The following is a 22825-nucleotide window of genomic DNA, read 5'->3' as shown; positions in this document are numbered from 1 at the left end:
AGTTTACGGTCTACCCCTCCCCCAAAAGTTGGTGCTGGGGCCCACGGCATTGCCCATAAGAGGAGATGTCACCCGTGACCAATCACCGGTAGCTTGACGATGAAAGCATATCGCGAAGCACGTCGCGCTGATCCGCAGTTTCCGGTGAAGTGAGGCAATAATTCTGGCGCAGCCGGCTTTTGGCAGGCGACGCTTAGAAGGGTTGGGATTGCTATGGTTCTGCGTCATGGTCCTGGTTTTGTATGTTATATAAGCGGAGCGTCACGCGTTGCGGCGTTGTCGGCGGCGACCCTACCGGCTCAAGGCCAAATCCTGATCGAGCAGAACTCCTTCCATCAAGTCGCGCTGCCAAACGCGCGAGGGTTCGCAACTCTGGCGCACCGACGTGTCGCGCAACGACGCGCTTGAGAGGTGTCATGGAGCGGCCTACAATCAGCGTCCTCATCAACAACTACAACTACGGCCGCTTCGTTGCCCAGGCGATTGACAGCGCCTTGAGCCAACAGGCCTCCAATGTCGAGATAATCGTCGTCGACGACGGGTCGAGCGACCAGTCGCGCTCTGTTCTCGAGCGCTATGGCAGCCAAGTGAAGGTGCTCTTTCAGGAGAACCAGGGGCAGGCCGCCGCCATGAATGCCGCTGTAAGGTTGAGCAGTGGCGACATCCTCTGCTTTCTCGATGCCGATGACTGGTGGGCGCCGGGCAAGCTGTCGGCAACGGCCGCTGCTTTCCGTTCGAATCCTCAGGCCTCGCTTGTCTATCACCGACTTCAGCCAACGCAGAACGATGGCTCACCCGCCTTCAAGCCGATCCCTCGGACCCTGTGTTCCGGAAATTTGTCGACACGGCTCGCCCGATCGGCTGGCTGGTGGCCCTTCCCGATGACATCGGCCATCGCTGTAAGACGCAGCGCGTGGGATGTGGCAGGCGATATTCCCGAGCAGTTCCGCCTGTCCGCCGATGCCTGGCTCACAGGCATCTATCCATTTCTGGGAGGCGTCGTCGCCTTGCCGGATCCACTCGGGTTCTACCGGATTCACAATAATAACTGGTATCGGCCAGCCGATGATGCCGCCATGCTGCGAAAGCGGATGGCCCATTGGCAGGCTACCGTTGAAGCGACGAACCGGTTTCTTTCCGCGCACGATCTGGCGGGAAGGCTGCATCTGACTGATCACTATCCGTACCGGGTCGCCTCAGCCAGGCTGGAGGGCGCAGATACACGCACCCGGTTCAGACTTGCTCTCGAAGGGCTCTTTTTCGCCGGCGAACCAAACCTGTTGAGGCGGACGCGTGATGCGTTGCGCACGGCCCGCGACCTGCCTCGACTTGGTCAGGACGTCGGCTTGTCGGAGTCGGCGGGATGAAGGCGCTGCTCTTGGTTTCCGAACTGGAAGACTACACCATCTCCTTCGCCAGCGGCGTTGCGCGACATGCGCACGTCATCCTGGCGGTTCCGCGCCGGCGCTACGCGCACCTTGCTTCATGGATCGATCCGGCTGTCGATCTGCATCTCATGGACTGGCCAAGGCACCGCTCGCTCTCCAATCCCTGGTTCCTGCACCAGCTCACGCGTCTTATCCGGCAGGAGCGGCCAGACGTCATTCACCTTCTGAGCAACTCGACGCTCTGGTTGAACTTAGCCGCGCCGTTTTGGCGCCCGATCCCGCTCGTGACCACCGTCCATGACGTGGAAGTGCATCCCGGCGATTCCGACACCCGCACACTGCCAGCCTGGGCTCCCCAATTGATGGTGCGGCAATCGGGCCATGTCGTCGTCCATGGCGAAGGGCTGAAGCAAATGGTCCTCGAGCGATATTCAAAATCGCCTGATTGTGTCCATGTCTTGTCGCATCCCGCCATTCATCGCTACGCGGACCTCGCTCGGCGGTACGAGATGGCGCGGCGCGGCGCAGATGGAACTTTGCGCGTCCTGCTTTTCGGGCGGATTTTTGCTTACAAGGGATTGGAGCATCTGATCCGTGCCGAGGCGATGCTCAAGGACCTGCTACCCAATCTGCGCGTTACGGTCGCCGGCCGCGGCGATGATCCGTGGATCTTCCGGCCGCTTATGGGGGAAGCCGGCCGCTATGATATTCGCAACCGCTTTATCGAGGATATGGAGGTCGCCCAGCTCTTCCTGGATGCCGATATCGTCGTCCTTCCCTATACTGAAGCCTCTCAAAGCGGCGTCCTCAATCTTGCCGCGGCATTTGGCAAACCGGTTATCGTGACCGATGTCGGCGAATTGCGAGCCACCGTCGTGCCGAACCGACTGGGGCTGGTGGTTCCACCGGGAGACGTGGAACAACTCGCGAGAGCCATCCGGACATTGGCGGAAAACAACGAGCTCAGAAGCAGGCTCGGGACCAGCGCGCTCGCTTGGGCCACAGGTCCGAATTCGCCCGAACGGGTCGGAGCACAGGCTGCGGCCGTTTATCGTGAGGTGGTCGGGACATGCTGATGGATGCGCTCACGGATGGGAGTAGGCTCGCGACACGGAACGCAGGAGCGACCGTGCGCCACTACGTGCCGGGTGGCTGCGAAAACGGCGGCGGAATTGGCAGGCTGGTCGGCTATATCTCGAACACGGCGAAGGCGGCCGGCGAAACACACCTGGTCACCGACACCAGAGGACCTCGATGGTCCCTGGCGACGTCGCCTGTGCGCTTGCTCGGCGCCGTCTTGATGATGGCGAAGGACCGGATAATGGCCCCGGCACGCATTCACCATATTCATGTCGCCGGTCGCGGCAGCACCACGAGAAAACTGATCCTGACCGAGGCTGCCCATCTCCTCGGGTGCTCTTACATCTTGCACCTGCACGACTACGACTATGCGAGCGACTTTGCTGCACGCTCTCCGCGCCGGCAAACGCTCATACGTCGGATGTTTCAACATGCCGACCAGGTCGTGGCACTCGGCCAGCGCGACCGCATGACGCTCCAGACGCTTTTGGGCGTGGACGAGCGCCGCATCGTCGTCATCCGCAATTGTGTTCCCGACCCCGGGGCACGCATTGTCCATATCGGCGAGGTGCCGTTGATCGTATTTCTCGGTCGGCTGAGCGAACGCAAAGGCGTTCCGGAGCTTCTGCGTGCCTTAGGTCATCCGGTCATGAAAGAGCTCGGGTGGCGAGCCGTGCTGGCAGGCGACGGACCTGTAGAAGACTATCAACGCCAGGCTGCCGCCCTGGGACTTTCAGATCTGGTGAAAATGCCGGGCTGGCTTGGCGCCGACGAGGCACAAGCCTTATGTGCGCAGGCAGATATCCTGGTCCTGCCTTCGCATGCCGAGGGCCTGGCAATGGCGGTCGTCGAAGGGCTTGCCCACGGGCTTGCGGTCGTTACCACGCGCGTCGGCGCGCATGAAGAAGTCATTTCCGACGGCGAAACCGGCGTCTTCGTCCCTGTTGGAGACAGTGATGCGCTGGCTGCGGCGCTGGCGAAACTGGTCACCGATCCGGGAACCCGCAAACATCTCTCGGCCAAGGGCCGCGCTCATTATCTCGCCCATTTCAGCATGACGGCTTACATGCGATCGCTGGGGGAACTCTACGAAGCCGTCTCCGCGCAACCTCAAACAGTGGCTGGTGAACGATGACGATTTCAACTGTCCCGCCAGACCGCAACAGCTCGCTCTCGTCGATGCGTTACGATCCCCGGTTTCAGGTAGAGACCAGATCGGACGACTTTGATCTGACATCAGGCTTGCGCCTTATCCGGCGAAGGGCGGTCATGATCGGGGCGATCGTCGCGGTCCTTATGGCGGTTGCCGCGGCCGCGATTTCGGGATTGAAGCCGACCTTTCATGCAGAATCCCGGCTGATCATCCACACGCCTCTGGCGACCACGCTCGGTGCGGAGGATTCCGGCCGCAACGATCCATTGAACGTCACATCGGAGACCGAGCGGCTTCTTTCCAGAAGCATCGCAGAGCGGGTCATTCGCGAGCTGCGGCTCGATGAGTGGCCGGAATTCAATCCGGCGCTGCAGAAAGCCTCGCTTATCGACGAGATCCGGGCAATGTTGCGCGGTTTGGTCGACAGAGAAAAACCGTCCTCGTCGGTACGAAGCGACATCGAGCCCATAATCCCGAAGTTCTACAAGGCGCTGCGCGTGTGGCGCGATGGCCAGGGTGACGTTATTCAGATCGGCTTCGATGCCAGCGACCCCGAACTGGCAGCCTCGGTCCCGAACCGGCTCATCAGCATCTACCTTGAAGAGCGCAAGGAAAGTCTCCGTGGCCGCCTGGACGCGGCGGAAGATTGGATTCTGCAGCGCATCGTCGAACAGCAGATCCGCGCCAAGACAGCACGCCGCGCCGCCGACGAGTATCAGGAAACGATGGACCTGGGCTCAGATGACGACGCTCAGGTTGAACCGATCAAGGCGATAATCGAGCTGGGCGAGCGGCGAACAAAAATCGAGCAAAGCCGCGCTGAAGCGAGAGCAACGATATCTGCACTGGAAACGGGCGACGACGCCTCGCTTGCCCTGCAGAATATCGTCGTTCCCGACAGCATTGGCGCAATGCAACGCGAGCTTCGTGTGCAGGAGCAGGATCTCGAACGCCTTCTTGAAACATATGGCAACACCGCCGAAGCAGTGGTCGATTTGCGCGCGAGGATCCTTAAATCCCGCACCGATCTCAGCCTTGTGGTCGATCGATATATCCAATCGATACGCGCCAAGCTCGCGACGCTTGATCAGGAGGACGACGCCGTCCGATCGGCATTGGCGGCAGCGCATGAGAAACGTTCTCGCTTCGCCCTGGCGCAAACCGAGTTGGCGCGACTCCAGCGCATGGCTGAAAAGGAGCAAACGGCACTCGACAGGCTTGAGGAGCAGCGCCGGGGCTTGGCTGGGCAGGCCCTGCTGCCGGGGGCGGAACTGGAGGTTTTGTCGCCGGCCGCGGTGCCGCTTGCGCCCCAGGGTCGCGGACGGCTTTTCTATTTGGCCGGCGCCCTCCTGGCTTCGATTTCGATTGCGGTGACCGCCGCTTTTGCGGTCGAGATGCTGGACAAGACGGTCCGCAGTTTCGACCAGGTGGCCGGAATGTCGCGTATAATCCCCGCCGGGTTCATTCCGCGTTTAAAAAAGAAGGACAGGGGAAATCCGGCGACACTCTTCGGGGGCATGCAAGACGGAATGTTTGACGAAGCAATCCGCAGCGTCTTGACTTCCCTTAAACAATCCAATGGCGGAAGGTTGCCCAACAGTATCGTTGTAACGTCGGCTCACAGCGGCGAAGGCAAGTCGCTCATCGCCAGGTCGTTGGCAGTCGAACTCGCCGCAAACGGAAATCCCGTGATGCTTGTCGATGGCGACCTTCGACGCGGAAATCTGGACTCGCTTTTCAAATCCGAGCTGAAGCAGGGATTGAATGAATTCCTGAGTGGCTTGGCAGGCTTACAGGACATCGTCCACCACCATCCAAGCGGTATCGACTTCATTCCGGCCGGCAATCCCAGCCTCCATCGGCACGCTTATTCGAGTGGTGCGGCTGACATCATCGAGATGGCCCGAGCAAGAGGCAAAATCGTTGTCTTCGACAGCGCGCCTGTGCTCGCGTCGCTCGATACGATGCGTCTGACAGCGGCAGCGGAACGAACGCTAGTGGTCGCAAAATGGGGAGGAACGAGCCGCCGCGCCCTGGAATTCTGCCTGCAACAGCTGAGAAGTTCGCAGAATTCAGAACTGTTCGTTACTATAAACAATGTTATTCCAAAAAAGCACGCGCAGTACAACTTCAGTGACTCAGAATTATTTTCCAGCTCACTGATGAAATACCATGACTTCGAAGCATGAATTCGAACATGGCTCGTACTGACTGATCGCCGAGAAATATTGGGGGACCGCGGTGACAAATGGCAATAAAGTCGCGCTGATTACAGGCATAACTGGTCAGGACGGTGCGTATCTGGCCGAATTGCTTCTGGAGAAAGGCTATGTCGTTCACGGCCTCAAGCGGCGTTCATCGTCCTTCAACACCAGCCGCATCGAGCATCTATACGAGGATCCCCATATCGAAAATCCTCGCTTTATCCTGCATTTCGGGGATATGACCGATTCAACGAACCTCATCCGTGTCGTTCAGGAAACGCAACCGGACGAGATCTATAATCTCGCCGCCCAGAGCCACGTTCAAGTCTCTTTCGAGACGCCGGAATATACGGCCAACGCAGATGGAACCGGCACGCTTCGGCTCCTTGAAGCAATTCGCCTCCTGAGACTGACCAGGAAGACCCGCTTTTATCAGGCATCGACCTCCGAGCTCTACGGCAAGGTTCAGGAAGTCCCCCAGAGTGAAACGACGCCCTTCTATCCCCGCTCACCCTACGCAGCTGCCAAGCTCTATGCCTATTGGATCGTGGTCAATTATCGCGAGGCATATGGCATGCACGCCTCGAACGGCATTTTGTTCAATCACGAGAGCCCGATCCGCGGCGAAACATTCGTGACGCGCAAGATCACCCGGGCGGCCGCTGCGATCCATCTTGGCCTGCAGGACCGGCTTTATCTCGGCAATCTCGATGCCAAGCGCGACTGGGGTCATGCAAAGGAATATGTCCGCGGCATGTGGCTGATGCTGCAACAGGATGAACCGGACGACTACGTCCTTGCGACCGGCGAAACGCACTCGGTCCGCTCCTTCGTCGACAAGGCCTTTGCCAAGGTGGGCATGCCGATTGATTGGCGTGGGAACGGCGTTGAGGAAAAGGGATACGACAGGACATCCGGCAAGTGTGTGGTGGAGATCGATCCGGCTTATTTCCGTCCGACTGAAGTCGATCTTCTGATCGGCGATCCGACGAAGGCGCATACGAAGCTTGGCTGGAAACATGAGACCAGTCTTGATCAGCTGGTTGCGGAGATGGTTCGCGAGGATCTGAAAGTCATGGCACGAAATGTCCCGTCGGTCGGTGTAACCAGAGGTTTTGCCTATGCCTGAGGTGATCTACAGCCTTGCCGGAAAGAGAGTCTATGTCGCGGGCCACCGCGGCATGGTGGGTTCTGCGATCGTGCGGCGTCTCGCTTCCGAGGGTTGCGAGATTTTGACGGCCACCCGCGCCGAGGTCGACCTCAGGCGGCAGGAACAGGTTGAGGCCTGGATGAGCAAGCATCGTCCCGACGTTGTCTTCCTGGCTGCGGCAAGGGTCGGCGGCATTCTCGCGAACGCGACCTATCCGGCCGACTTCCTTTACGACAATTTAGCCCTCCAGGCGAACGTCATTCACGCAGCCCATAGAACTCAGGTCGAAAAACTGATGTTTCTGGGCTCGTCCTGCATCTATCCGAAATTCGCCGATCAGCCGATCGTTGAGGACTCACTTCTGACTGGATCGCTTGAGCCAACGAATGAATGGTATGCGATCGCCAAAATTGCCGGATTGAAGCTATGCCAAGCCTATCGCAAACAGCACGGCAGAGATTTCATCGCGGCCATGCCCACCAATCTTTATGGTCCCGGCGACAATTTTGACCTCGGGTCAAGCCATGTCATGCCGGCGCTCATACGCAAGACACATGAGGCCAAGGTCAACCGGCAGCAAGAGATATGCATCTGGGGTACCGGCACGCCGCGGCGCGAATTCCTGCACGTTGACGATTGCGCCGACGCCTGCCTCCATCTCATGAAGACCTATTCCGCCGAAGGTCATGTGAACGTCGGTTGTGGCGAAGACATTACCATCCTCGAATTGACGCGTCTCGTCTCCAAGATCGTTGGTTTCAAAGGCAAGATCACGCGCGACCTCACCAAGCCAGATGGCACGCCACGTAAACTCCTGAGCGTCGACAAGCTTCGCACTCTGGGCTGGTCTCCCAAGATAGGTCTGAAGGAGGGCATCGCAGCTGCCTACCGTTCCTTCCTAGACGGCCACCATCTCGAACGCAGCGACAGAGCTCTGTCCAGCGACTTGATCGGTTCAAGCGACATCGGTTTTGAGAAAACCAAGACTTCGCCGCCGCGCGCGGCCACGCGCTCTGCAGTTGCCCATCATCCTCGCGCATAGGGAATTTGCACGAGGGAGAACAGGGTTTCGTCTCGGGGAGGACGCATATGCTGGGACGGAGCAAATAATGGAACCTGTAGAAATCAGGATCGCAGCGCTCATTTTCCTGGTAGTCGTATGGGTGATGATTATCGGTGTCGCAATGGATTTTTTCGCAGTCGAAATGCCGATTTCGCTTGTCGCGCTATTGCGCAGATAGTCCGCATCGGATGACCCCACGGATCTTACCTTCGGCTGGACTGCCGGACGACAATCGCTGCAAGAAAGTCGAGAGGCGAAGTGAAGAGCCAGACGGAACCTGCTCTGGATTGACAGTTCCGCATCGATGCGACCGGGCGGCAAACCTGGCTGACCGATCCCGAAGAACTCGCGCGGTCACATGTCCATCGTGACCCGATCGAGCCGATTAGGTCTATTCTCGAAGCCGAAAGTCCTCTGTTAGAGTATCGCAAAATTACCGATTAGATCCTCAAACGCATGCCGAACGAAGATCGTTATCCGCGCCCGACTGCGGAAGCGGTCCGATCATTTTTGATGCTGCGCCTGAGGCTACATCTGGCTCTTCGTCAAAAAACCTAAGGCAGTTAATCGCTTGCCCGCCTGGACATTTCCCCACATCGGAAAGGCGATTGGAGGACATGAAACGTGGGGAAATCCGCTGGAGCGACCGTGATAGTAGCTGGGAGGTGCTTATCCAATCCAGCGCCTTCAAGAATGCCAATTCGTGATTCTTCGGCTCGAAACCATTTCGGCTCGTCTTGCCGGATCTCCAGGACCTCTACAAATATTTGACTGCTTATATCGATCGCCACCGTGGCGTGTTGCTCGGCGGTCCCGATGATCCAGGCACGTTGTTCGTGAAGACCGTCAAGGCCACAAGCAAGGATGTGGCCGATAACCAGGCAACTTTCTATGAAGCCTGGCGCCTCGCCATTCAGCGATACGGGATCTACAATCCCTATCCTGGTCGTCGTGTCATCAAAGGGCTGTTGCCCCACGGCTGCGGCCGAGGCCGTCAGGTCATTCCTGCTTCTCCGGCTCGATCTTCACCGTATCGCGGGGTGTCATGAACAGCCGGGTGAGACACCTTCGCCTCGACAGGATCTGAACCTATGCGCCATTCCCAAAAAGACGTTTGGAATCAAAGTTCCTGACCATGCCGAACGGCAGCACGTTATCAGTTTCAAACTGAGCCGCCGGCGCGGGACGGCCAATGTAATATCCTTGAATCTGGTTGATTCCGTACTGCTGCATCAGCCGCTGATGTTCAATGGTCTCCACGCCTTCAATGAGGATCCTCACGCCGCGATTGCGCAGCAGGCTGATGATGTCGAGCAACATCCTCTTGCCTCTTTCCGTGTTGCAGTCATGGAGGAAGGATCGATCGATCTTGATGGTGTCGAACTCTATGAGGCGAAGCCACGAGAGCCCCGCGAACCCTGTGCCAAAGTCGTCGAGCCAGACTTGAGCGCCTAGCTTTCTCAGATCGCTGATGCAACGAACCACATCCTGGTCGATTTCCAGCTCCACTCCTTCGGTAATTTCGAAAGCAAGCCGAGCGCCCGTCACGTTGAATTCGGCCAGTGTTGCTGCGACATAGCTCGCGAAACCTGGCATCTTGAGTTCAATCGGCGAAACGTTGACGCTTGCCACTTGCACCACGCCGGTCGCCAACAGGTCCCGGCAGACAGTGCGAATCGCCCACCGCCCCAGTTCGATGATCGAACCTGTCCTTTCCGCAACCGGGATAAATGTGGCAGGGGACACGGCCGTTCCGTCCAACATCCTCAAACGCATCAAAGCTTCGACAGCATCCGTCTTGCCCGTCTGCACGTTGCGGATCGGTTGATAGACGAGGGAGACAAGGTCGTGTTCAAGCGCGATCCTCAGGGTCGCAGCTATATCCTCGCTGTCATCGCTGCTCAGCGGGTCATCAGGATCGAAGACCCGCTGAGTGTTGCGGCCCGTTGCCTTGGCGGCATAAAGCGCGCGATCAGCTTCATGAATGACCTTGTCGACCTGCTTGGTCTGATCCCGCGTATAGGAAACGCCGACACTCACGGTAATGACGGTGGTCCCGTCTCGCCTGTGCTCATGCGGCCAAGCCAAGGCTCGAACGGCAGCACACATTGCTTCCGCAAGCTCGGTCGCTCTTTCCGGATTTGGCATCGGTGTGATGACGATGAACTCCTCACCGCCATATCGCCCGATGATCGCGCCCTGGGACTGGGCCACGCTTTGGAGGAGCTGGGAGACCGCTACAAGACACCGGTCACCTTCTTGATGGCCGTAACAGTCGTTATAGCGCTTGAAATGATCGACATCGATAAGCAGAACGGCAAAGGGCGCCCTATGGTCATGCCAGCGTTGCCAATGATCACGCAGACGTTGATCGATTGCCCGGCGATTTTCCAGGCCGGTCAACGAGTCCGTGTTTGAGAGGTGCAAAAGAGCCTTGCCCCTCTCGTCGGCAGCAGCTTGCTGCAAACCAGCTTCAAGAGCATTCAAGAACACTTTGTAGCGCTCTCTATTGAGCTGAAGGTTCACGTAAGACGTGAAAATAAAGCAAGAAATGCAGAATGCGCCGAGGATCAGCTTGTGGAGAAGCAACATAGGCACGAACAGATAGAGGGCGCCGATGAAGATGAGCACGTTCGTTGCAGAGGCGGCAAGAGCAACCGGGAACCGGAAACTGAAGAACAGGTTGACGCTCATCATGAAGATCGCGCCAAAAACCATATAATATGAGAAGGCGTCCCTGACCGTGGTCATCTGGCCGGTCAGAAGCCAGACAAGATAGGCTGCCAGCACGGACACCGCCGCGGCCATGTCGACCGTATCGGCCTTTGCTTTGCGGTAGAGTAAGAGTTCCAGCATGCAGAGCGCACTGACGCCGACCGCCAACCGGCCAGCGATCGTGTACTGAACGACATCACCGATAAAAAGATAGTCCGTGAAAGCGTATGCAAGGTAAGCAGCTACCGCTATCCAGAGGCCCTTGCGCGTCGCGCTCTTTCGGCCGCTCTCGCTCTCCTGCTTATAAAGACGACGCAACTGTTCTGGCGACAGTGTCGGCCGCGAGGCGGCGACTGCGGTCTCGGCTAACACGTGCATCATGCCCCTGCCACCCAACATCTTACAGCAGTTGCTCTACACAGACCGCTAGCTGAAGCTGGATAGCCCTACGCGGACCCCGCATCAACCGATAACGCCCAAACGATCCCCAAGCGGGCGGAGTATCTCTTGGGTTCACTAATACTTTCTAAAGCCAGGACGTGCACGGGGGACACTGCCGCCAACCTTTACGCTTGACCTTCACGAAAATGCTAAGGATTTTATGCAATCTTTTAAATCTCTATTCACCGATGAGGTTTCCTTGGTTCAGCCGCTTTTTTCCCTCGATGGCCAAAGCTTGATTATACCGCAGTCCGTCAGCAATCAGTTCCCCTCACCTAACAAGGATAATGAAACAGACCACCTGCGAATTGCGGAGGCTGAGTTTGCAATCGTCATCACCATTGCTATGCAGCGGTTCGCCGCCGGCAAAGGCCTGCCTGACGCGGTCAAATGGTTGATTGGCCAGCTCCATGACATCCGTCTAAAATTCGGCGCTGCTGTGTGGCAGAAGCTCATCCCGATTATTCAGGCACATCCCTCGGCAGAGATTCTGCAGCAGTGCCCGTTTACTCGTTGGTCCTTTGAGAAACCCCGCGGCTACTCCGGTGATGCCGGTCTGATAGACTTTATTTATGGGCATTCGGCGGCGGCCGAAGAAGTGGCCAGATCTACCCCTCTCGGTCTGGATATCTTCGAATACACGATAAACGCTCCCGGCCCGGTAGCCGTGAGGGAACGTCGCGACACCCTGACCCGCTACGTCGATGAGACCGCTGCGCGAATAGGTCGCGATACCGAGGTCCTCGCCATCGCCGCCGGTCACCTTCGCGAAGCGGAGGAATCAAAAGCACTTGCGGAAGGCCGCCTTAAACGCTGGGTTGCTCTTGATCAGGATCCCCAAAGCATCGGCTCGATCGCGAGCCAGTTCCATGGAACTTCGGTCGAGGCTATCAACGGATCTGTGCGCGGCTTGCTGGCGCGAAAACATGAAATCGGCACCTTCGATCTCATCTACGCAGCAGGATTGTACGATTACCTTACCGATAAAGTAGCAATCCGACTGACGCAGATTTGCATGGAAATGCTGAAACCGGGCGGCGTCTTTCTATTTGCCAACTTCTCCGACGAGATGGCGGATGACGGATACATGGAATCCTACATGAACTGGGAGCTCCTCCAGCGTTCCGAGGCCGATATGTGGCGTATTGCCAATGGTAGTGCGCCGGAACACACGGTTGATAAGGCGGTCTGGTTCGGCGCTAACCGCAACATCATTTACAGCACGATCAAAAAGCTGTCGTAAGCTTCGACGGGCTGGGCGGCTCACAAACCAATGTGCCCAGTCCGGCGGCATCGCCACTCGTGCGTGGCAATCGGGTTACTTTCAGCTCCAGGGTTGACATGAACTGGATCGAGGACGTAGCCTCCGCAGCATTCACCAGGGGGGTCCCGGCAAGGGGCTGAGATACTGCTGGACAATAAGGCTTTGCCTGTTGTGGCGCAGTGACCCGTTGAACCTGATCCAGTTCATACTGGCGTAGGGACGGTGCAAGCGCTCGAAGGCTGCGGGTTCACGCGTGGAATCCAGGCCGGCGTCTTTTCATCATTCCGGCTGACTGACTGGGTCTCCAACTGCACTTTGGAGCCTCAAACCATGACCATTGCCGCAAAGAACCTCACCCCAACCGTCACGACCGGCCCCCTGCCGGCATCGCGCAAGATCCACGTCGCGGGAGAGATCCATGCCGATCTTCAAGTCCCGATGCGGCAGATCAGCCTGCATCCGACCTCCGGCGAACCGCCGGTGACCGTCTATGATTCCTCCGGCCCCTACACGATCGAAGGCGCCGACATCCGTATCGAGCAAGGCCTTGCCGCGCTGCGCCGCGACTGGGTGCTCGCGCGCGGCGACGTCGAGCCCTATGAGGGCCGCCACATCCGCCCCGAGGACAACGGCTTTGCCAGCGGCGAGCGGCTGACGCCGGAATTTCCGGCAAAACGTCAGCCGTTGCGGGCCAAGGACGGCAGGGCGGTGACGCAGCTGGCTTACGCGCGCGCCGGTATCATCACCCCGGAGATGGAATTCATCGCCATTCGCGAAAATCTCGGCCGCAAAGCCCAGGCCGGCGCGATGCTTCGCGATGGCGAGAGCTTCGGCGCCCATATTCCCGATCACGTGACGCCGGAATTCGTGCGCCAGGAAGTCGCAGCCGGACGGGCGATCATTCCGGCCAATATCAATCATCCGGAATCGGAACCGATGATCATCGGCCGGAATTTCCTGGTGAAGATCAACGCCAATATCGGCAACTCGGCGGTCACCTCGTCGATGGCGGAGGAGGTCGAGAAGATGGTCTGGGCCGCCCGCTGGGGCGCCGACACCGTCATGGACCTTTCGACCGGCCGCAACATCCACAATATCCGCGAATGGATCATCCGCAACTCACCGCTGCCGATCGGCACCGTGCCGCTTTACCAGGCGCTGGAAAAGGTCGAAGGCATCGCCGAAAACCTCACCTGGGAAATCTATCGCGATACGCTGATCGAACAGGCCGAACAGGGCGTCGACTATTTCACCATCCATGCCGGTGTGCGGCTGCATTATATCCCGCTGACCGTCAACCGCGTCACCGGCATCGTCTCGCGCGGCGGTTCGATCATGGCCAAGTGGTGTTTGCACCATCATCGCGAGAGCTTCCTCTACGAGCATTTCGAGGAAATCTGCGACATCTGCCGCGCCTATGACGTCTCCTTCTCTCTCGGCGACGGATTGCGCCCCGGCTCGATCGCCGACGCCAACGACGCGGCGCAATTTGCCGAACTCGAAACGCTCGGCGAACTGACAAAGATCGCCTGGGCCAAGGATTGCCAGGTCATGATCGAGGGGCCGGGCCATGTGCCGATGCACAAGATCAAAGAAAACATGGACAAGCAGCTTGCCGTCTGCGGCGAGGCCCCCTTTTATACGCTCGGCCCGCTGACGACCGACATTGCGCCGGGCTACGATCACATCACCTCGGGGATCGGCGCGGCGATGATCGGCTGGTTCGGCACGGCCATGCTCTGCTACGTCACGCCGAAGGAGCATCTCGGCCTGCCTGACCGCAACGACGTCAAGACCGGCGTCATCACCTACAAGATCGCCGCCCATGCAGCCGATCTCGCCAAGGGCCATCCCGCGGCGCGTATTCGCGACGATGCGCTGTCGCGCGCCCGTTTCGAATTCCGCTGGGAAGACCAGTTCAATCTTTCGCTCGATCCCGAGACGGCCCGCTCCTTCCACGACGAGACACTTCCGAAAGAGGCGCACAAGGTCGCCCATTTCTGTTCGATGTGCGGCCCGAAATTCTGCTCGATGCGGATATCGCACGATATAAGGTCGGAGGCGCAGAAGGAGGGTCTCGAGGCCATGGCGGCCCGTTACCGCGAAGGCGGCGACCTTTATGTTGCCGTCTCGTCGATCGAGGCCACGGGAGCCTGAGATGCGCGTCCTCGTGAAAGGGGCCGGCATCTCCGGCCTCCTCGTTGCGCACGAACTGCAGGCCCGCGGCGCCGAGGTCAGCGTCGTCGACCCGCATGCGAACTTCGATCGAGCCGCCTCGTGGCTCGCCGGCGGCATGCTGGCGCCATGGTGCGAGCGTGAAAGCGCCGACGAGGCCGTGGTCCGGCTGGGCGGGCAGGCGGCCGACCGCTGGGAAGCGATCCTGCCCGGCCACGTCGTCCGCAACGGGACACTGGTGGTCGCGCCGGCGCGTGACCATGGAGAGCTGAAGCGCTTTGCCGGGCGGACGAGCAACTATCGATGGGTGGAGGAGGAAGACATCGCCCTGCTCGAGCCGGCTCTTGCCGGCCGGTTCCGGCATGGCCTGTTTTTCCCCGAGGAAGCGCATCTCGATCCCCGGCGGACACTTATCGCGCTGAAAGACAAACTGTCGGCGCAGGGCGTTGTCTTCGCAGGCGGCGCCGCGGAGGAAGATGGTTTCTCCGATATCGTCGACTGTGCGGGTGCTGCGCGCATTGGCCAGGTTGACGACCTGCGCGGCGTGCGAGGCGAAATGCTCTATCTGCACAGCGATGAAATAGAGCTTTCACGGCCCGTCCGCCTGCTTCATCCCCGCATCCCGGTCTATATCGTGCCCCGCGGCGCCGGCCTCTTCATGGTCGGCGCGACCATGATCGAGAGCGATTTCGGCGGGCTGATCACCGCGCGCTCGCTGATGGAATTGCTGAACGCGGCTTACACGCTGCATCCCGCCTTTGCTGACGCGACCCTCGTCGAAACCGGCGCCGGCATCCGCCCGGCCTTCCCCGACAACCTCCCTCGGGTGATACGGCAAGGCAATGCCGTCGTGTTCAACGGCCTTTATCGCCACGGTTTTCTCCTGGCGCCCGCAATGGCGGCAAAAGCCGCCGATCTCGTCTTTTCCGAATGGACGAAGCAAAGGAGCTCCCAATGCGTCTGATCATCAATGGCGAACCCCAGACAATCGCCGCAAGCACGCTTTCGCAGCTGCTCACCGCACTCGACTACGAGGGAGAATGGCTTGCAACCGCGGTCAACGGCGAGCTCGTTCCTCGCGAGGACCGCGACGATCACGCTCTCAACGACAATGACCGGGTCGAGATCCTGACCCCGATGCAGGGAGGCTGACATGCTTGATCTCTACGGAAACCAGATCGGATCGCGGCTTCTTCTCGGCACCGCGCGCTACCCTTCACCGGCGGTCCTCGCCGACGCCGTCAAGCGATCCGGAACGGACATCGTCACGGTGTCGCTGCGGCGTGAAGCCGTCGGCGGGCGCAACGGCAACGTATTCTTCGACATGATCCGCGCGCTCGGAGTGCGCGTGCTCCCCAATACCGCCGGCTGCCATGGCGTCTCCGAGGCGGTGCTGACGGCCAAGATGGCGCGCGATGTGTTTCAGACCAATTGGATCAAGCTGGAGGTGATCGGCAACCACGACACGCTGCAGCCTGACGTATTCGGGCTCGTCGAGGCCGCCCGCATCCTTTGCGGCGAAGGTTTCGAGGTCTTTCCCTATACGACCGACGATCTGGTGGTGGCCGAGCGCCTGCTGGAGGCGGGATGCAAGGTGCTGATGCCCTGGTGCGCGCCGATCGGGACGGCGGCGGGGCCGCTCAATCTTTCCGCCCTTCGATCCATGCGGGCGCATTTTCCCGGTGTACCGCTGATCGTCGATGCGGGGATCGGGCGGCCGTCGCATGCAACGACCGTGATGGAACTGGGCTTTGATGCGGTCCTGCTCAACACGGCGGTCGCCGGAGCGGGCGATCCTGCCGCCATGGCGGAAGCCTTTGCCAAAGCGATCGATGCCGGCAGGCAGGCATTCGGCGCCGGCATGCTGGAGCCGCGCGACATGGCGGTTCCCTCGACGCCGGTGATCGGAAAGGCGGTTTTCGCATGACGCTCCATCCGTTCTATCTGATCGTCGACAACGCCGCCTGGATCGAAAGGCTGGTTCCGCTTGGCGTCAAACTCGTGCAATTGCGCGTCAAGGAACGAGCGCTGGAGGACATACGCGCGGAAATCCGAGCGGCAAAAGCAGTCTGCGAGACGCATGGCTGCCAGCTGATCGTCAATGACCACTGGCAGCTTGCCATCGAAGAAGGCTGCGATTTCATCCACCTCGGCCAGGAGGATCTGGCGGCCGCCGATCTTGCCGCCATCCGCAAGGCCGGCCTGAAATTAGGGCTCTCCACCCATGACGAGGCGGAACTGGACGTCGCACTTGCGGCCCGCCCGGACTATATCGCGCTCGGGCCGATCTATGCCACCATCCTCAAGGTCATGCCCTGGGCGCCGCAGGGCCTCGATCGGCTGCGCGACTGGAGGAGCCGCATCGGCCCCCTACCCCTCGTCGCCATTGGCGGGCTGAACGTGGAGCGCATCCCCGGTGTGTTTGAAAACGGCGCCGACAGCGCTGCCGTCGTCACCGACATCACACGCAATTCCGATCCCGAGCGGCGAACTCTGGAGTGGATTGCGGCAACGCGCACGTTCTGCGGGGAAGGCTGAGGAAGAACCTGCCACAAAATTGTAGAACCCAAGCCTTGCCAAATTTTGCCATAGTAGCTACCCTGCCCCGATGAGCACTATGAATATCTCGTTGCCCGACAGCCTAAAACACTTCGTCGATCAACAGGTCGCCGGGCGAGGTTATGGCACGAGCAGCGAGTATGTACGTGAGCTGATCCGTCGCGACAAAGAGCGGCAGCATTTGCGCGATCTGCTGCTTGAGGGCGCGTCATCCGCAGCAACCGAGCCGGTTAATGCCAATTATTTCGACGGCTTGCGCGACCGCGCCTTGAAACAAAGCTCCAAGTGACAGCAAAGTCTGTTATCCCCCGCCAATCGGCTCGCGAAGACGCCGAGAACGCCGTGGGTTACTATGCTCGCGAGGCTGGCGCTCAAGTCGCGATAGGCTTCGTTGATGCATTGCAGTCGACATTTCCTTTGCTCGCCGAGCATCCTGCATCGGGTTCCTTGCGTTATGCATATGAACTCGGCCTGCCTGATCTACGCAGCATAAGACTAAAGGACTTTCCCTATATCGTCTTCTATCTCGAGCAAGCCGATCATGTCGACGTATGGCGTATCCTCCACGCTAAGCTGGATATTCCGACGTGGCTGCAAGATCCCGAAGCATCGAATTAGCCCCATGTTCATTTTAGGCTGAAATGTCTGTAGCCGAGAGAAAGCCCGACCCACAACCATACCGGGATCCCGTCATCTCTTTCAGATGTGCAAGGCACTTCCCAAAGCTTTCGCCGCCGCTTCCATGATCGCTTCGCTGCGGGTCGGATGTGCGTGGATGGTGCCGGCGATGTCTTCCAGGCGTGCGCCCATCTCGATTGCCATGGCGAAGGCGGCCGAGAGTTCGGAGACACCCGCCCCCACTGCCTGCAGGCCGAGAACGAGATTGGTGTCGGCGCGGGCGACGACGCGCACGAAGCCCTCTTCGGACAGCATCGTCATCGCCCGTCCATTGGCGCTGAAGGGAAACTGCCCGGTGCGGATCTCATAGCCTTGTGCCCGCGCCTCCGCCGGCGAGAGACCGGCGCTGACGATCTCGGGATCGGTGAAGCAGATGGCGGGAATGCAGCGCTTGTCCCAGGCCCGCTTCCTGCCGGCGATGATCTCCGCCACCATCTCCCCTTGCGCCATGGCCCGGTGGGCCAGCATCGGTTCGCCGGTCACGTCGCCGATCGCATAGATGCCGCGCATGGAGGTGCGGCAGCGATCATCAATCCTGAGATAAGGACCGGCACGATCGAGATCGAGCTCTTCGAGACCGGATCCCGCTGTTCGCGGGCGGCGGCCGACGGTGACGAGGATGCGGTCGGCCGGCAAGGTCTCCCGCCGGCCGTCGGAGGTTTCGATGAGCAATGCCTCGCCATTGTCGGCAAGACCCATGGCCTTCGCACCCGTCAACACACGGATACCGCTTTCGGTGAGCTTGCGCAGGACGGGCCGCACCATCTCGGCGTCATAGAGCGGCAGCACCTGTTGCGTCGCCTCGACGACCGTGACTTCCGATCCCATCTTGGAGAAGGCCGTGCCGAGTTCCAGCCCGATATAGCCGCCGCCGACCACCACGAGCTTCTTGGGCAGCTCCGTCAGCGACAGCGCCTCGGTCGAGGAAATGACGCGACCGCCGAAGGGCAGGCTGGCAAGCTCCACCGGATCGGAGCCGGTGGCGATCACCACGGTCTCGGCGCGGATGATCTGCTGGCCGGTTTCCGTCTCGACCTCTACGGTCTTGCCGTCGCGAAAGTGGGCGCGGCCGTGGACGATCTTGACCCGCGCCTTCTGCAACAGCCCGGAGACGCCGCCCGTCAACCGGCCGACGATGCCGTCCTTCCAGGCAATCGTCCTTCGCAAATCAAGTGAAGCGCCTTCGATACGGATGCCCATCGGGTTCCTGCCGGCGAGCATCTTTTGCGTCGCGTCGAATTCCTCGGCCGCATGGATCAGCGCCTTGGAAGGGATGCAGCCGACCGTCAGGCAGGTGCCGCCCGGCTTTCCCGCCTCGACGATGACGGTATCGATGCCGAGCTGGCCGGCGCGGATAGCGCAGACATAGCCGCCCGGACCGGCGCCGATGACGAGGAGCTTGCAGAGAATTTCTTTCATGGCTCAGCCTTCGATGAAAATGAGCGCCGGCGTTTCGAGGAGCGTACGGATGCGCTGCACGAAGGTCGCCGCATCCCAGCCGTCGATAATGCGATGATCGAAGCTCGAGGAGAGATTCATCATCTTGCGCGGCACGAATTGCGTCCCGTCCCAGACCGGACGCGTGGCGATCTTGTTGACGCCGATGATCGCGACCTCAGGATGATTGATGACGGGCGTCGAGACGATGCCGCCAAGCGCTCCAAGCGAGCTGATGGTGATGGAGGAGCCGGAAAGCTCATCACGCGTCGCCGTGCCCGAGCGCGCCGCTTCCGCCAGCCGGTTCATCTCGGCCGCGCAATCCCAGATGCCGCGCGCTTCCGCATGCCGCACGACGGGCACGGTCAGCCCGGCTGGCGTCTGCGTGGCGATGCCGATATGCACGGCACTATAACGCGTGATGATGCCGGCATCGTCGTCGAAGGTGGCGTTGACCTCCGGCTGCTCGGAAATCGCCTTGACCAGCGCCCGCATCAGGAAGGGCAGAACCGTCAGCTTCGGATGACCCTCCCGGCGGTCGCCGTTCATCGTGGCGCGCAGTTCCTCGAGCGCCGTCATATCGACTTCCTCCACATAGGTGATGTGAGGAATGCGCGAGGTGGACAGCACCATCTTCTCGGCGATCCGGCGGCGCAGGCCAGTGAGCTTGATTTCTTCGGTCGCCGTTTTCCTGGCGAAGCCCGTCTTTGCCGCCGCAGGCGCCGTTCCCTGGGCCAGGAATTGCTCGACATCCTCGCGCAGGATACGCCCGGCCGGTCCGCTTCCCTGCACTTGCCTCAGATCGACGCCGCTTTCCCTGGCGAAGAGCCGCACCGAGGGCGCGGCGAGCGGCTTTTCGGCGGGCTGCGCGGCAGGAGGCGGCGGCGCGGGCTTTGCCGTTTCGCCCTTGGCCGGTTCGGCAATCGGCGCCTGCGAGATCTGCATCGGCTGCGCCTCGCCCACATCTCCAGCGGTCTCGATCCGCACCAGCGGCGCCTTCACCGCAATCCGGTCACCGACCTCGCCGGCAAGCCAGATGACCGTGCCGTTGACGGGAGAGGGAATTTCGACGGTCGCCTTGTCGGTCATCACGGCGGCGATCACCATGTCCTCGCGGACCGGATCTCCTGGCTTCACATGCCATTCGACAAGCTCGGCCTCGGCGACCCCTTCCCCGACATCGGGCATCTTGATGATGAATTCGCCCATGGCTCAGGCCTCCATGACTTCGGCGAGCGCCCGCCCGACCCGGCCTGGACCGGGAAAATAGTCCCACTCCTGCGCATGCGGATAGGGCGTGTCCCAGCCGGCGACGCGCACGACAGGCGCTTCGAGATGATAGAAGCAATGTTCCTGCACCAGCGACACGACTTCGGCGCCGAATCCCGACGTCAAGGTCGCCTCATGAACAACGACGCAGCGCCCGGTCTTGGTGACCGATCTGACGATCGTATCGAGATCGAGCGGCAGCAGGCTTCTCAAATCGATCACCTCGGCATCGATACCGGCATCCTCGGCCGCGGCGAGCGCCACATGCACCATGGTGCCATAGGCGATCACTGTCACCGCCGATCCCGTGCGCCGCACCTCGGCCTTGCCGATCGGAATGGTATAATGGCCGTCGGGCACCTCGCCGAGGTCGTGTTTCGACCAGGGCGTCACCGGCCGCTCGTGATGACCGTCGAAGGGGCCGTTATAGAGCCGCTTCGGCTCCAGAAACATGACGGGATCAGGGTCCTCGATCGCCGCGATCAGCAGGCCCTTGGCATCATAGGGATTGGACGGCACGATCACCTTCAGCCCACAGACATGGGTGAAGAGCGCTTCCGGGCTCTGGCTGTGCGTCTGGCCGCCGAAGATGCCGCCGCCTGTCGGCATGCGCACGACGATCGGGCAGGTGAAATCGCCGTTGGACCGGTAGCGGATGCGCGCCGCCTCCTGCGTCAGCTGGTCATAGGCCGGATACATGTAATCGGCGAACTGAATCTCGACACAGGGTTTCAGCCCATAGGCCGCCATGCCGATCGCCGTACCGACGATGCCGGATTCGCTGATCGGCGTATCGAAGCAGCGCGTTCTGCCGTATTTCGCCTGCAGGCCCTGCGTCGAGCGGAAGACGCCGCCGAAATAGCCGACATCCTCGCCGAAGACCACGACATTGTCGTCGCGCGCCATCGAGACGTCCATGGCGCTGCGCACGGCCTCGATCATCGTCATCCTGGCCATGTCAGTACCCCGCCTTCTGCCGCTGGCGGCGGATATGCGGCGGCATCTCGGCATAGACGCCTTCGAAAATGTCGCGCACCGAAGGCTTGCCGCCGGCATGCAGCGTGCCGTGCGTCTCCGCCTGGCGCTGCGCTTCGATCACCTCATCCATGATTTCGGCTTCCGCCTGCACATGCCGCTCCTCCGACCAGACGCCCTTGACGATCAGATGTTTCTTCAGCCGCAGCACGGGATCGCCGAGCGGCCAGGCTTCCGATTCCGTTTTCGGCCGATAGGCGCTCGGATCGTCGGAGGTCGAATGCGCGCCGACGCGATAGGTGACATGTTCGATCAGCGTCGGCCCGAGATTGCGCCGGGCGCGCTCGGCCGCCCAGCGGGCGACGGCATGGACGGCGAGATAATCGTTGCCGTCGACCCGCAGCGCCGGAATGCCGAAACCGAGGCCGCGGGCGGCGAACGTGCCGGAGCCGCCGCGGGCAATGCCCTGGAAGGTGGAGATCGCCCACTGATTGTTGACGATGTTGAGGATGACGGGCGCCTTGTAGGTCGAGGCGAAAACGAGCGCCGAATGGAAATCGGATTCCGCCGTCGATCCGTCGCCGATCCAGGCCGCAGCAATGCGGCTGTCGTTCTTGATCGCCGACGCCATCGCCCAGCCGACGGCCTGCACATATTGGGTGGCGAGATTGCCCGAGATGGTGAAGAAGCCGTGATCCTTGGAGGAATACATGATCGGCAGCTGCCGGCCGTGCAGCGGGTCGCTCTCGTTCGAATAGATCTGGTTCATCATTTCGACCATCGGGTAGTCGTCGGCAATCAAAAGGCCTGCTTGGCGATAGGTCGGAAAATTCATGTCGCCGTTCACGAGCGCCTTGCGGAAGGCGCAGCTGACGGCCTCTTCGCCGAGATGCTGCATGTAGAAAGAAGTCTTGCCCTGGCGCTGCGCCATCAGCATGCGGGCATCGAAGGCGCGCAGCTTCATCATATTGCGAAGCCCGGTCAGCAGTTCCTCATCGGAGAGCGATCCGGCCCAGGGACCGACCGCCTCGCCGTCACGGTTCAAGACGCGGATGATCGAATAGGCGAGATCGCGGATATCCTCGGATGCGACGTCCACCTCCGGCCGCGGCACGGACCCGGCCTTGGCGATCTTGACGTTGGAAAAATCGGGCTGGCCGCCCGGGCGGACGGCGGGTTCGGGGACGTGCAGGCTCAAACGAGCGGAATCCACCATGTTTTTTCTTTCCTCCCTTTGCCGGCCGTGCTCCCCTCCCCGGAAGCAGGGCCGGATG

Annotated in this window: 19 protein-coding genes, 1 pseudogene and 1 riboswitch; of the genes and pseudogenes, 15 read left to right on the top strand and 5 right to left on the bottom strand. The window is 60.4% G+C overall.

Annotated elements, in window-relative coordinates; genetic code table 11:
- Nucleotides 1–416: 416 nt before the first annotated feature.
- The 7 genes and pseudogenes from CO670_RS05550 to CO670_RS05520 form a co-directional block, all read left to right on the top strand.
- Nucleotides 417–1367 (top strand): glycosyltransferase, encoded by a 951-nt coding sequence (locus CO670_RS05550; RefSeq protein ID WP_097589335.1) that lies wholly within the window; start codon nt 417–419, stop codon nt 1365–1367.
- A complete protein-coding gene (locus CO670_RS05545; RefSeq protein ID WP_097589334.1) occupies nt 1364–2464 on the top strand; it encodes a glycosyltransferase family 4 protein in 1101 nt (366 codons plus the stop codon). The genes CO670_RS05550 and CO670_RS05545 overlap by 4 nt, the downstream gene beginning before the upstream one ends.
- Nucleotides 2458–3603 (top strand): glycosyltransferase family 4 protein, encoded by a 1146-nt coding sequence (locus tag CO670_RS05540; protein WP_097589333.1) that lies wholly within the window; start codon nt 2458–2460, stop codon nt 3601–3603. Before CO670_RS05545 ends, CO670_RS05540 begins: the two co-directional genes overlap by 7 nt.
- Nucleotides 3600–5810, top strand: coding sequence for a tyrosine-protein kinase domain-containing protein (locus tag CO670_RS05535; protein ID WP_097589332.1), 2211 nt, complete (start codon nt 3600–3602; stop codon nt 5808–5810). The genes CO670_RS05540 and CO670_RS05535 overlap by 4 nt, the downstream gene beginning before the upstream one ends.
- Nucleotides 5811–5862: 52 nt before the next feature.
- A complete protein-coding gene (gene gmd, locus CO670_RS05530) occupies nt 5863–6954 on the top strand; it encodes a GDP-mannose 4,6-dehydratase (protein WP_097589331.1) in 1092 nt (363 codons plus the stop codon).
- Nucleotides 6947–8017 carry a GDP-L-fucose synthase gene (locus CO670_RS05525; RefSeq protein WP_097589330.1) on the top strand — a complete coding sequence of 357 codons (1071 nt, stop codon included), beginning with the start codon at nt 6947–6949 and terminating at the stop codon, nt 8015–8017. Before gmd ends, CO670_RS05525 begins: the two co-directional genes overlap by 8 nt.
- A gap of 381 nt (nt 8018–8398) precedes the next feature.
- Nucleotides 8399–9087, top strand: a pseudogene (locus CO670_RS05520) (hypothetical protein); the annotation flags it as partial.
- A 40-nt stretch (nt 9088–9127) separates the two neighbouring features.
- Here the strand turns inward: CO670_RS05520 and CO670_RS05515 are convergent.
- On the bottom strand, nt 9128–11131 hold the full coding sequence (locus tag CO670_RS05515) for an EAL domain-containing protein (protein ID WP_097589354.1): 2004 nt from the start codon (nt 11129–11131) through the stop codon (nt 9128–9130).
- 223 nt (nt 11132–11354) lie between these two features.
- Between CO670_RS05515 and CO670_RS05510 the strand changes: the two genes are divergently transcribed.
- From CO670_RS05510 to CO670_RS05475, 8 genes are all read left to right on the top strand, one after another.
- Complete coding sequence (locus tag CO670_RS05510) at nt 11355–12437, top strand: class I SAM-dependent methyltransferase (RefSeq protein ID WP_176538874.1); 1083 nt, start codon at nt 11355–11357, stop codon at nt 12435–12437.
- Between the two features lie 127 nt (nt 12438–12564).
- A riboswitch (TPP riboswitch) is annotated at nt 12565–12696 on the top strand.
- 92 nt (nt 12697–12788) lie between these two features.
- Nucleotides 12789–14615, top strand: coding sequence for a phosphomethylpyrimidine synthase ThiC (gene thiC, locus CO670_RS05505; protein WP_097589329.1), 1827 nt, complete (start codon nt 12789–12791; stop codon nt 14613–14615).
- Nucleotide 14616: 1 nt separating this feature from the next.
- Nucleotides 14617–15597, top strand: a complete 981-nt coding sequence (gene thiO / locus CO670_RS05500) for a glycine oxidase ThiO (RefSeq protein WP_097589328.1) — start codon at nt 14617–14619, stop codon at nt 15595–15597.
- Nucleotides 15588–15785, top strand: coding sequence for a sulfur carrier protein ThiS (gene thiS, locus CO670_RS05495; RefSeq protein WP_088673849.1), 198 nt, complete (start codon nt 15588–15590; stop codon nt 15783–15785). The genes thiO and thiS overlap by 10 nt, the downstream gene beginning before the upstream one ends.
- Nucleotide 15786: 1 nt before the next feature.
- On the top strand, nt 15787–16560 hold the full coding sequence (locus tag CO670_RS05490; protein WP_097589327.1) for a thiazole synthase: 774 nt from the start codon (nt 15787–15789) through the stop codon (nt 16558–16560).
- The gene (locus tag CO670_RS05485; protein WP_097589326.1) at nt 16557–17171 is read left to right on the top strand and encodes a thiamine phosphate synthase; all 615 of its coding nucleotides are present in this window, start codon (nt 16557–16559) and stop codon (nt 17169–17171) included. Before CO670_RS05490 ends, CO670_RS05485 begins: the two co-directional genes overlap by 4 nt.
- A 70-nt stretch (nt 17172–17241) precedes the next feature.
- Nucleotides 17242–17481: a type II toxin-antitoxin system ParD family antitoxin gene (locus CO670_RS05480; RefSeq protein WP_097589325.1), complete on the top strand. Its 240-nt coding sequence runs from the start codon at nt 17242–17244 to the stop codon at nt 17479–17481.
- On the top strand, nt 17478–17810 hold the full coding sequence (locus CO670_RS05475) for a type II toxin-antitoxin system RelE/ParE family toxin (protein WP_097589324.1): 333 nt from the start codon (nt 17478–17480) through the stop codon (nt 17808–17810). The genes CO670_RS05480 and CO670_RS05475 overlap by 4 nt, the downstream gene beginning before the upstream one ends.
- Nucleotides 17811–17891: 81 nt before the next feature.
- Here the strand turns inward: CO670_RS05475 and lpdA are convergent, their stop codons facing one another.
- The 4 genes from lpdA to CO670_RS05455 are packed head-to-tail and all read right to left on the bottom strand — an operon-like array spanning nt 17892 to nt 22767.
- Complete coding sequence (gene lpdA / locus CO670_RS05470; protein WP_097589323.1) at nt 17892–19289, bottom strand: dihydrolipoyl dehydrogenase; 1398 nt, start codon at nt 19287–19289, stop codon at nt 17892–17894.
- 3 nt (nt 19290–19292) lie between these two features.
- Complete coding sequence (locus tag CO670_RS05465; protein WP_097589322.1) at nt 19293–20516, bottom strand: dihydrolipoamide acetyltransferase family protein; 1224 nt, start codon at nt 20514–20516, stop codon at nt 19293–19295.
- Between the two features lie 3 nt (nt 20517–20519).
- Complete coding sequence (locus CO670_RS05460) at nt 20520–21533, bottom strand: alpha-ketoacid dehydrogenase subunit beta (protein ID WP_088683361.1); 1014 nt, start codon at nt 21531–21533, stop codon at nt 20520–20522.
- Between the two features lies 1 nt (nt 21534).
- Nucleotides 21535–22767, bottom strand: a complete 1233-nt coding sequence (locus CO670_RS05455; RefSeq protein WP_097589321.1) for a 3-methyl-2-oxobutanoate dehydrogenase (2-methylpropanoyl-transferring) subunit alpha — start codon at nt 22765–22767, stop codon at nt 21535–21537.
- Nucleotides 22768–22825: the final 58 nt, after the last annotated feature.

The sequence above is a fragment of the Rhizobium sp. J15 genome (assembly GCF_002531825.1).
Taxonomy (GTDB): Bacteria; Pseudomonadota; Alphaproteobacteria; order Rhizobiales; family Rhizobiaceae; genus Rhizobium.
Note: the sequence above shows the minus strand (reverse complement) of the source record. Positions and strands in the feature narration are given on the sequence as shown.

Bases quoted from the DNA above. Each gene is read 5' to 3' on its own strand.
- CO670_RS05550 (WP_097589335.1), top strand. From the start codon at position 417: ATGGAGCGGCCTACAATCAGCGTCCTCATCAACAACTACAACTACGGC.
- CO670_RS05545 (WP_097589334.1), top strand. From the start codon at position 1,364: ATGAAGGCGCTGCTCTTGGTTTCCGAACTGGAAGACTACACCATCTCC.
- CO670_RS05540 (WP_097589333.1), top strand. From the start codon at position 2,458: ATGCTGATGGATGCGCTCACGGATGGGAGTAGGCTCGCGACACGGAAC.
- CO670_RS05535 (WP_097589332.1), top strand. From the start codon at position 3,600: ATGACGATTTCAACTGTCCCGCCAGACCGCAACAGCTCGCTCTCGTCG.
- CO670_RS05525 (WP_097589330.1), top strand. From the start codon at position 6,947: ATGCCTGAGGTGATCTACAGCCTTGCCGGAAAGAGAGTCTATGTCGCG.
- CO670_RS05515 (WP_097589354.1), bottom strand. From the start codon at position 11,131: ATGCACGTGTTAGCCGAGACCGCAGTCGCCGCCTCGCGGCCGACACTG.
- CO670_RS05510 (WP_176538874.1), top strand. From the start codon at position 11,355: ATGCAATCTTTTAAATCTCTATTCACCGATGAGGTTTCCTTGGTTCAG.
- thiC (WP_097589329.1), top strand. From the start codon at position 12,789: ATGACCATTGCCGCAAAGAACCTCACCCCAACCGTCACGACCGGCCCC.
- thiO (WP_097589328.1), top strand. From the start codon at position 14,617: ATGCGCGTCCTCGTGAAAGGGGCCGGCATCTCCGGCCTCCTCGTTGCG.
- thiS (WP_088673849.1), top strand. From the start codon at position 15,588: ATGCGTCTGATCATCAATGGCGAACCCCAGACAATCGCCGCAAGCACG.
- CO670_RS05490 (WP_097589327.1), top strand. From the start codon at position 15,787: ATGCTTGATCTCTACGGAAACCAGATCGGATCGCGGCTTCTTCTCGGC.
- CO670_RS05485 (WP_097589326.1), top strand. From the start codon at position 16,557: ATGACGCTCCATCCGTTCTATCTGATCGTCGACAACGCCGCCTGGATC.
- CO670_RS05480 (WP_097589325.1), top strand. From the start codon at position 17,242: ATGAGCACTATGAATATCTCGTTGCCCGACAGCCTAAAACACTTCGTC.
- lpdA (WP_097589323.1), bottom strand. From the start codon at position 19,289: ATGAAAGAAATTCTCTGCAAGCTCCTCGTCATCGGCGCCGGTCCGGGC.
- CO670_RS05465 (WP_097589322.1), bottom strand. From the start codon at position 20,516: ATGGGCGAATTCATCATCAAGATGCCCGATGTCGGGGAAGGGGTCGCC.
- CO670_RS05460 (WP_088683361.1), bottom strand. From the start codon at position 21,533: ATGGCCAGGATGACGATGATCGAGGCCGTGCGCAGCGCCATGGACGTC.
- CO670_RS05455 (WP_097589321.1), bottom strand. From the start codon at position 22,767: ATGGTGGATTCCGCTCGTTTGAGCCTGCACGTCCCCGAACCCGCCGTC.